We start from the raw sequence: 7,185 nt of genomic DNA, 5'->3' as shown, positions 1-7,185 counted from the left end.
TGGTCCCCCCCCCCCCCCGCGGTGTGGGCACAAGGGCCCCACCACTTGGTTACTGTGGCGCCGACTCGGCGGTTCTCGATGAGACAGATGCGCCGACTCGGCTTTCAGTTGACCGCCACGTGCACGTGGTCGTAGTGGTTGGCGGTGGGGTCGCCGCGGTCCTCCATCGGACGCCAACCCTCGTCGGCCCGCACGGGGGTCCAGATGCGCTGGTACCAGATGATGTCGTAGATGTTCAGCTCGGCGGCGTGCTCCTGGACGAAGGCGGCGATCGCGTCGCCGAGCGCCTTGTCGTCGGTCATGAAGTCGAGGGCCTTGCCGTCGATGTGCTCGCCGTGCGGGTCGTAGCCGTAGGTCGTGCCCGAGGCGACCGCAGGAAACGCGTTGCAGACCGCGCGGTAGAGGTCGACGGCGTCGGGGACGAGGCCGTTCTCCACCGAGGAGTCGCCGCACGCCGAGAAGTCCAGTCCCGCCGGGGCGTCCTCCGTGGGCGACGGGGCAGGCGTCGGGGTCGGGGTGGGCGTCGGCTCGGGCGGCGGCTCCGGCTTGGTCCTGCCCAGGTTGCCCGCGGGGATCCACACCGGGTTTCCCTCCAGAACGATCTCCTGGCGGCCACCTTCGTCGCGTCCGGTGTAGTAGACCGCCCGGCCGAGCTCCAGCTCGCCGAGCTCCTTGGCGCGCTTTCCGTACGACGCGTAGACCGTGACGTCCTCCTGGACGTAGCGCAGCACGGCCTTCTGGGCACCACCGGTGACCGACGTCGGCCGTTCGATGAGCGACTCGATCGTCGCGACCTCGCTCAGCGCGTGAGTGGTCGCGCCGGCCCCACGCTCGCCGCTGCGGCTGACCGGCGTCTCCCGGCCGGTGAGCTCGCGACGGTCGCTGGACATCCGGGTGTCCTCGCGGGTCGCCGGCAGCGCCGGGAGCTTCGCCTTCTCGGCGGCCCTGGCCTCGATACGTCGCTCGGCCGGCGCCGGAAGCCGGAGCCCGGACCTCTCCTCCACCTCGGCGATCACGATGCCGGGGTTCGCCGCCGCCGTGCCGGCGGCCACCGCGCCGCTGGTCGCGAATGTCACGATGCCTGCGGTCGCGACGGCGTTCTTGGTTCTACGGACAGCTCGATAATCGCCTCTGTGGCTGGTGGCCACTGCGCAATCCTTCGCTCGACTACGTGGGGGGCACCGAGTCAAGCACACACCGGCGGGGGTATCCCATGAGCGTCTGGAGACTTTTGCGAAGTTGTTAACCGGCCGGACGACCGAGAACGCAGGTCGGCCCGGGCTGTTGTAGCCCGGGCCGACCGACCTCGCATCCAACGCTGCGCGAAGTGCGAAGCAATCGCAATCAATTCGTGGAGACGTGGACGTGGTCGTAGTGGTTGGCGGTGGCGGACCCGCGGTCCTCCATGTAGCGCCAACCCTCCGAGGCACGCACCGGCGTCCAGATCCGCTGGTACCAGATGATGTCGTAGAGGTTGAGCTCCGCTGCGTACTGCTGCAGGTAGGCGGCGATCGCGTCGCCGAGCGCCTTGTCGACCATGAAGTCGAGCGCCTTGCCCGAGGTGTGCTCGCCGTGGTCGTCCCAGCCGCCGACGGTGATGGAGGCGACCTCCGGGAAGGCGTTGCAGACCGCGCGGTAGACGGTGACCGCGTCGGAGACCAGACCGTTCTCGACCGAGGAGTCCCCGCAGGCGGCGGTGCTGATGCCGGCCGCGACACCGGTCGTCTCCGGCTTCTCGTCACTGAGGTTGCCGGCGGTCACCCAGGCGACCTCGCCGTCGACGAGGATCTCGTCGCGGCCGGACTCGGTGCGCCCGGTGGCGTAGACGAGCTCGCCGGCCTCGATCTCACCGGCCTGGGTGGCGTGCTTGCCGTAGGCCGACCAGAGGTTGAGGGTCTCCGTGGTCCAGCGCTTGACCGCCTTGGCGGTGCCGGTCTCGACCTGCTCGGGGCCCTTGGTCAGCTCCTCGACCGAGGAGACCGACTCGCGGTCGCCTCCGTCACGGCTGACGACCGTCTCCCGGCGGTCTCCGGCGACGCGCGCGTCGTCACGGGTGCTCGGCACGTCGGCCTTGGTCGAGGAGAGGGAAGCGCCTGCGTTCTTGGTGATCAACGAGGTCGGCTCCGCGAATGCGGCTCCGGCGCCGACTGCGACGCCTGTCGCGAGGACCGCGACCCCTGCGCTGGCAACTATTGATTTGGTCTTACGGACGGCCCGAGTGTCGCCTCTGTGGCTGCCGGCCACACGCAATTCCTTTGCTCGACTACATGGTCTGTGCCCGAGCGTTTCCCATGGTTTCGACGGGGAAAACCCGTCGAGAGTCGTGCTGGTGGGGGCTCGGCACGGCAATGAGTACAGCACACACGACAGGGGGTATTCCAATTCCGTTGCCGAGTTTTTGCGTTGTTTTGTACCTGTCGGGCGACTGATTCCGAAGCCCCGGAACGCCTCTCCGGACCCCTCGGAACAGGCCCTGAGACCTCAGCCTCCGGACGTCTCCGACACGTTCTCGGCGAACCCGCAGCCACGCCCGTCGGCGTCGTCCAGCCACCCCTCCGGAAGGACCACCTTGTCGCGCGGCGCACCCTGTCGCCCGCGCGGCGCACCCAGCTGTGACGAGGGAAAAGGCTCGTTCCGGTCGAGCTTGGAGAGCATCTCGTCGAGGTCGGCGAGGCTGTTCACCAGGCCCAGGGTCCGGCGCAGCTCCCCACCGGCGCCGAAGCCCTTGAGGTACCACGCGATGTGCTTGCGGATCTCCTTGCAGCCGCGCTCCTCCCCCATGTGCTCGCAGAGCAGCTCGGCATGGCGCCGCATGATGTCGGTCACTTCGCCCAGGTTCGGCAGCACGTTGACGGCCACACCGGCGAACGCGGCCACCAGATCGCGGAAGAGCCAGGGACGTCCGAGGCAGCCGCGGCCGATGACGACACCGTCCACGCCGGTCTCCTCGACCATCCGGATCGCGTCCGCCGCCTCCCAGATGTCGCCGTTGCCGAGCACCGGGATGTCGACGGAGGCCTTCAGCTCTGCGATGGCGTCCCAATCGGCGGTGCCGGAGTAGGCCTGGGCGACCGTACGCCCGTGCAGCGCGATCGCTGCCGCGCCGCTCTCCTGGGCGATCCGGCCGGCGTCCATGTAGGTCAGGTGGGCGTCGTCGATGCCCTTGCGGGTCTTCATCGTGACCGGTACGCCATAGGGCTCCGCCGCGCGCACGGCGTGCTCGAGGATCTCGCCGAGCAGGCCGCGCTTGTAAGGCAGCGCTCCCCCGCCACCCTTGCGGGTCACCTTGGGCACCGGGCAGCCGAAGTTGAGGTCGACGTGGGCCACCCCGTAGTCGGCGCAGAGGATCTCGGTCGCCTTGCCGACGTAGACCGGGTCGGTGCCGTAGAGCTGCACGCTGCGTACGGTCTCGGCCTCGTCGAAGACGAGCATGTCCTTGGTGTGCTGGTCGCCCTCCACCAGCCCGCGGGAGGTGATCATCTCGCAGACGTAGAGGCCCGCGCCCTGCTCGGCGCACAGCCGCCGGAAGGCGGCGTTGGTGACACCCGCCATCGGCGCGAGCACCACGGGGGTGTCGACGGTCAGGCTGCCGAGGTGGAGGGGGCCGGGAAGGGACATGGGTCCATTGTCCGGTCAGGGCACGACGTACGGAAAATCAGGAGGAGGGCGACGCGGACGAGCTCGGCTTCGCGGAGGCCTTGGGCGCGACGTACGGCACCGGGTCGGCCTCCCAGGTGATCGGGTCGAACTCCTCGTAGGGGCGGAAGCTCACGCCGACGAGCTTGCCCTGGTTCGGGACGAGCATGACCAGGCAGACGTTGACGCTGGCCCCGGGAGCGAACGGCTTGGGGAAGGTCTTCCCGTCGCAGGGCTTGAACGGCTCCTTGAACGCGGCCGCCTCGACCAGGTTGCCCTCGTTGTCGAGACCCCACAGCGGCGCGTCGTAGCCGCCGAGGTCGGTCTCGCCCTCGTTCTTGATGGTGGCGCGCACGAAGTAGGGAGCGCGCTCCAGGGTCGCCTCGTCGAGCTTCCAGCCGGAGAAGGTCTGCTTGTAGGAGGTCGACTCGAGCCGGGCGATGGTGATCGAGAGCTTCCCGTCGACACCCTCCTTGGGCGCCCACTCGACCGTCGCGGTCTCACCGAGCTTGCGGTCGGCACCCGGATCGGTGAGCGCACCAGGGGACGGCTCGGCCGAGGCGGAGGGCGAGGCTGACGCGGAGGCGGAGGCGCTCTCGGATGCCCTGGGCGCGTTCGACCTGGGCGCGGTGCCGCTGCACCCCATCACTGACATGGCCATGACCGCACCCGTGACGGATGCGGCGAGTACGGACCCCGCTCGTTGCATGGGGACATCCTGCCCCACTCATCAGGGAAATCGTGCGGCAGGATGCCCCATGCAACGTCTACGACCCGGTAACGGTGTCGCTCAGGCTCCGATCAGGCGCTCGGCGAAGTAGCGGCTCACGCCCTCGAGCGGGATCCGCTCCTGCTTCATGGTGTCGCGCTCGCGGATGGTGACCGCGTCGTCCTCGAGGGTGTCGAAGTCGACGGTGACGCAGTAGGGCGTGCCGATCTCGTCCTGGCGGCGGTAGCGCTTGCCGATCGACTGGGAGTCGTCGAAGTCGACGGCCCAGTTGGCGCGCAGCTCGGCCGAGAGCGCCTTCGCCTTCGGAGACAGGGCCTCGTTGCGGCTGAGCGGGAGCACGGCGATCTTGACCGGCGCGACCCGGTGGTCGAGACGGAGCACGACCCGCTTGTCGACACCACCCTTGGCGTTGGGGGCCTCCTCCTCGGCGTACGCGTCGACGAGGAAGGTCATCAGCGCACGGGTCAGACCGGCCGCGGGCTCGATGACGTAGGGCAGGTAGCGCTCGTTGTTGGCCTGGTCGAAGTACTGCAGGTCGGCGCCGGAGTGCTTCATGTGGGTGCCGAGGTCGAAGTCGGTGCGGTTGGCGATGCCCTCGAGCTCACCCCACTCGCTGCCGGGGAAGTTGAAGCGGTACTCGATGTCGACGGTGCGCTTGGAGTAGTGGCTCAGCTTCTCCTGGGCGTGCTCGTAGTGGCGCAGGTTGTCGGGGTTGATGCCGAGGTCGGTGTACCACCGGGTGCGCTCGTCGATCCAGTACTGGTGCCACTCCTCGTCCTCGCCCGGCTTGACGAAGAACTCCATCTCCATCTGCTCGAACTCGCGGGTGCGGAAGATGAAGTTGCCCGGCGTGATCTCGTTGCGGAAGCTCTTGCCGGTCTGGGCGATGCCGAACGGGGGCTTCTGCCGGGTGCTGGTGACGACGTTGGCGAAGTTGATGAAGATGCCCTGCGCGGTCTCGGGACGCAGGTAGTGGAGGCCGCTCTCGTCCTCGAGGACGCCGAGGTGGGTCTTGAGCATGCCGGAGAACTCGCGCGGCGGGGTCCAGGCGCCGCGGGTGCCGCAGTTGGGGCAGGCCACGCTCTCGTTGATGTCGACGGAGTCGGGGTCCTCGATGCCCTTCTTCTCCGCGTACTCCTCCTGGAGGTGGTCGAAGCGGAACCGCTTGTGGCAGCTCTGGCACTCGACCAGCGGGTCGTTGAAGGTCTCCACGTGGCCGGACGCGACCCAGGTCTGACGGGGCAGGATCACGCTCGAGTCGAGGCCGACGACGTCGTCGCGCTGCTGCACCATCGCCTTCCACCACTGGCGCTTGATGTTCTCCTTGAGCTCGACACCGAGGGGGCCGTAGTCCCAGGCACTCCGGGTGCCGCCGTAGATCTCGCCGCAGGGGTAGACGAATCCGCGCCGCTTGGCGAGGGAGACGACGAGGTCAAGGGTCGATGCTGGCGGCTTTGCCACGATGAATGCTCTCTGCTCGAGGTGAGCCCGGCCGGCTGCCGGGCCTGGTGTCGGATAAATCGTATCCGTGGCGTCATCTTGTTATGTACGCCGCCCGGTGGGCCAATTCGCTCGGCCTCTGGGGCACCGTGCCGATAACGTCGTCAGCCATGGAGCCGAACGCACGTCGCCTGTGGAAGCTGCTCGAGCCGATCCATGCGGTGGGTTACTTCTCACCCGAGCCGATCGCCCTGCTCAAGGAGGCCGGCTACCGCGGCTACTGGATGGGCTACTTCGCGGCTCGGTCCGCGCCGCTCGGACCTGTTCCGGCCGAGGTCGTCCATGCCGTGTTCTACAACTTCGCCTTCTCCCACGTCTCCCGGGCGCTGCCTGACGCCTGGACGTTCGCGCCGCCCGAGGCCGCGCACGAGGCCCGGCGCTCCGGTGCGGGCGCCGCCCTCCGCCGTCAGCTGGGCGCGCTCGCCGACTCCGACGACGTCGCACGGGCCGCCGCGCTCGCCTCGCGGGCCGCTCTCGACGCTCCGCTGGAGGGCCGGCCGCTGTACGCTGCGCTCCGCTCGCTCCCTGTCGCCGACGACCCACTGGCCCTCCTCTGGGACGCGGCCACGCTGCTCCGGGAGCACCGCGGCGACGGTCACGTCTCCGCCCTGCTCGCCGCCGGGATCGGTGGCCGCGAGTCGCATGTGTTCCACGCCCTCGCCACCGGCCTCTCCCCGTCGGTCTACGCCACCTCCCGCAACATCCACGAGACCGAGTGGTCCGACCTCGTCTCCGGCCTTCGCTCTCGCGGGCTGGTCACCGACGACGGCACGTCCCTCACCGATGCCGGCCGGGAGACCAAGGCCGCGATCGAGTCGACGACCGATGAGCTCGCTGCCTCTGCGTACGCGTCGTTGGTGCCGGCCGAGGTCGAGGAGCTGTTCACCCTGCTGCGCCCGCTGACCAAGGCCGTCGTCGCCTCCGGCGAGATCCCCGGCCAGTCGCCGATGGGCCTGAACCTCGACGACCTCGACGGATGAGCGACCTCGACCCTCGCCTCCGCCCGATCCTCGGCCTCGCCGAGGAGGCGGCCGCACGCCCGGAGACCGAGGCCGACCTCGAGACCCTCCGGGAGATCTTCGCCGAGGCCGCGATGCTCCTCGACCTCGGCAACGTCCTCGACGAGCTCGACGCCCACGACGCCGCCGCCGTCGCCTACCGGATGGCTGCCCACGCCCTACGCCTCTGAGTGCACACGGTCGTTACGCATGTGACTGTTGAGGTGCCTCATTGGTCACTTGCGTAACGACCGTGTGCAGAGCCCTCACAAGGGTTGCCGTCCATCACACGACTCCGACATGGGGTCGGTAACTGGTCGG

The 7,185-nt window shown here is 68.9% G+C and carries 7 protein-coding genes; 2 read left to right on the top strand and 5 right to left on the bottom strand.

From position 1 onward, the window contains the following. Positions 1-104: 104 nt before the first annotated feature. The 5 genes from ACFVDI_RS04160 to ACFVDI_RS04140 all read right to left on the bottom strand — a co-directional run bounded on the left by ACFVDI_RS04160 (position 105) and on the right by ACFVDI_RS04140 (position 5,827). On the bottom strand, positions 105-1,076 hold the full coding sequence (locus tag ACFVDI_RS04160; RefSeq protein ID WP_378900962.1) for a mucin-2 protein: 972 nt from the start codon (positions 1,074-1,076) through the stop codon (positions 105-107). Positions 1,077-1,344: 268 nt separating this feature from the next. Beyond that, on the bottom strand, positions 1,345-2,112 hold the full coding sequence (locus tag ACFVDI_RS04155; RefSeq protein WP_378900959.1) for a mucin-2 protein: 768 nt from the start codon (positions 2,110-2,112) through the stop codon (positions 1,345-1,347). 369 nt (positions 2,113-2,481) lie between these two features. Beyond that, complete coding sequence (gene dusB / locus ACFVDI_RS04150) at positions 2,482-3,618, bottom strand: tRNA dihydrouridine synthase DusB (protein ID WP_378900956.1); 1,137 nt, start codon at positions 3,616-3,618, stop codon at positions 2,482-2,484. A 37-nt stretch (positions 3,619-3,655) separates the two neighbouring features. Further along, a complete protein-coding gene (locus ACFVDI_RS04145; RefSeq protein WP_378900953.1) occupies positions 3,656-4,345 on the bottom strand; it encodes a hypothetical protein in 690 nt (229 codons plus the stop codon). Positions 4,346-4,426: 81 nt separating this feature from the next. Further along, positions 4,427-5,827 (bottom strand): glycine--tRNA ligase, encoded by a 1,401-nt coding sequence (locus ACFVDI_RS04140; protein ID WP_378900950.1) that lies wholly within the window; start codon positions 5,825-5,827, stop codon positions 4,427-4,429. Positions 5,828-5,976: 149 nt separating this feature from the next. On the opposite strand from ACFVDI_RS04140, the gene ACFVDI_RS04135 reads away from it, so the two are divergent. Continuing rightward, positions 5,977-6,846, top strand: coding sequence for a hypothetical protein (locus ACFVDI_RS04135; RefSeq protein WP_378900947.1), 870 nt, complete (start codon positions 5,977-5,979; stop codon positions 6,844-6,846). Then, the gene (locus ACFVDI_RS04130; protein ID WP_378900944.1) at positions 6,843-7,055 is read left to right on the top strand and encodes a hypothetical protein; all 213 of its coding nucleotides are present in this window, start codon (positions 6,843-6,845) and stop codon (positions 7,053-7,055) included. Before ACFVDI_RS04135 ends, ACFVDI_RS04130 begins: the two co-directional genes overlap by 4 nt. Positions 7,056-7,185 lie beyond the last annotated feature (130 nt).

The organism is Nocardioides sp. NPDC057767 (assembly GCF_042798275.1).
Taxonomy (GTDB): Bacteria; Actinomycetota; Actinomycetes; order Propionibacteriales; family Nocardioidaceae; genus Nocardioides.
Note: the sequence above shows the minus strand (reverse complement) of the source record. Positions and strands in the feature narration are given on the sequence as shown.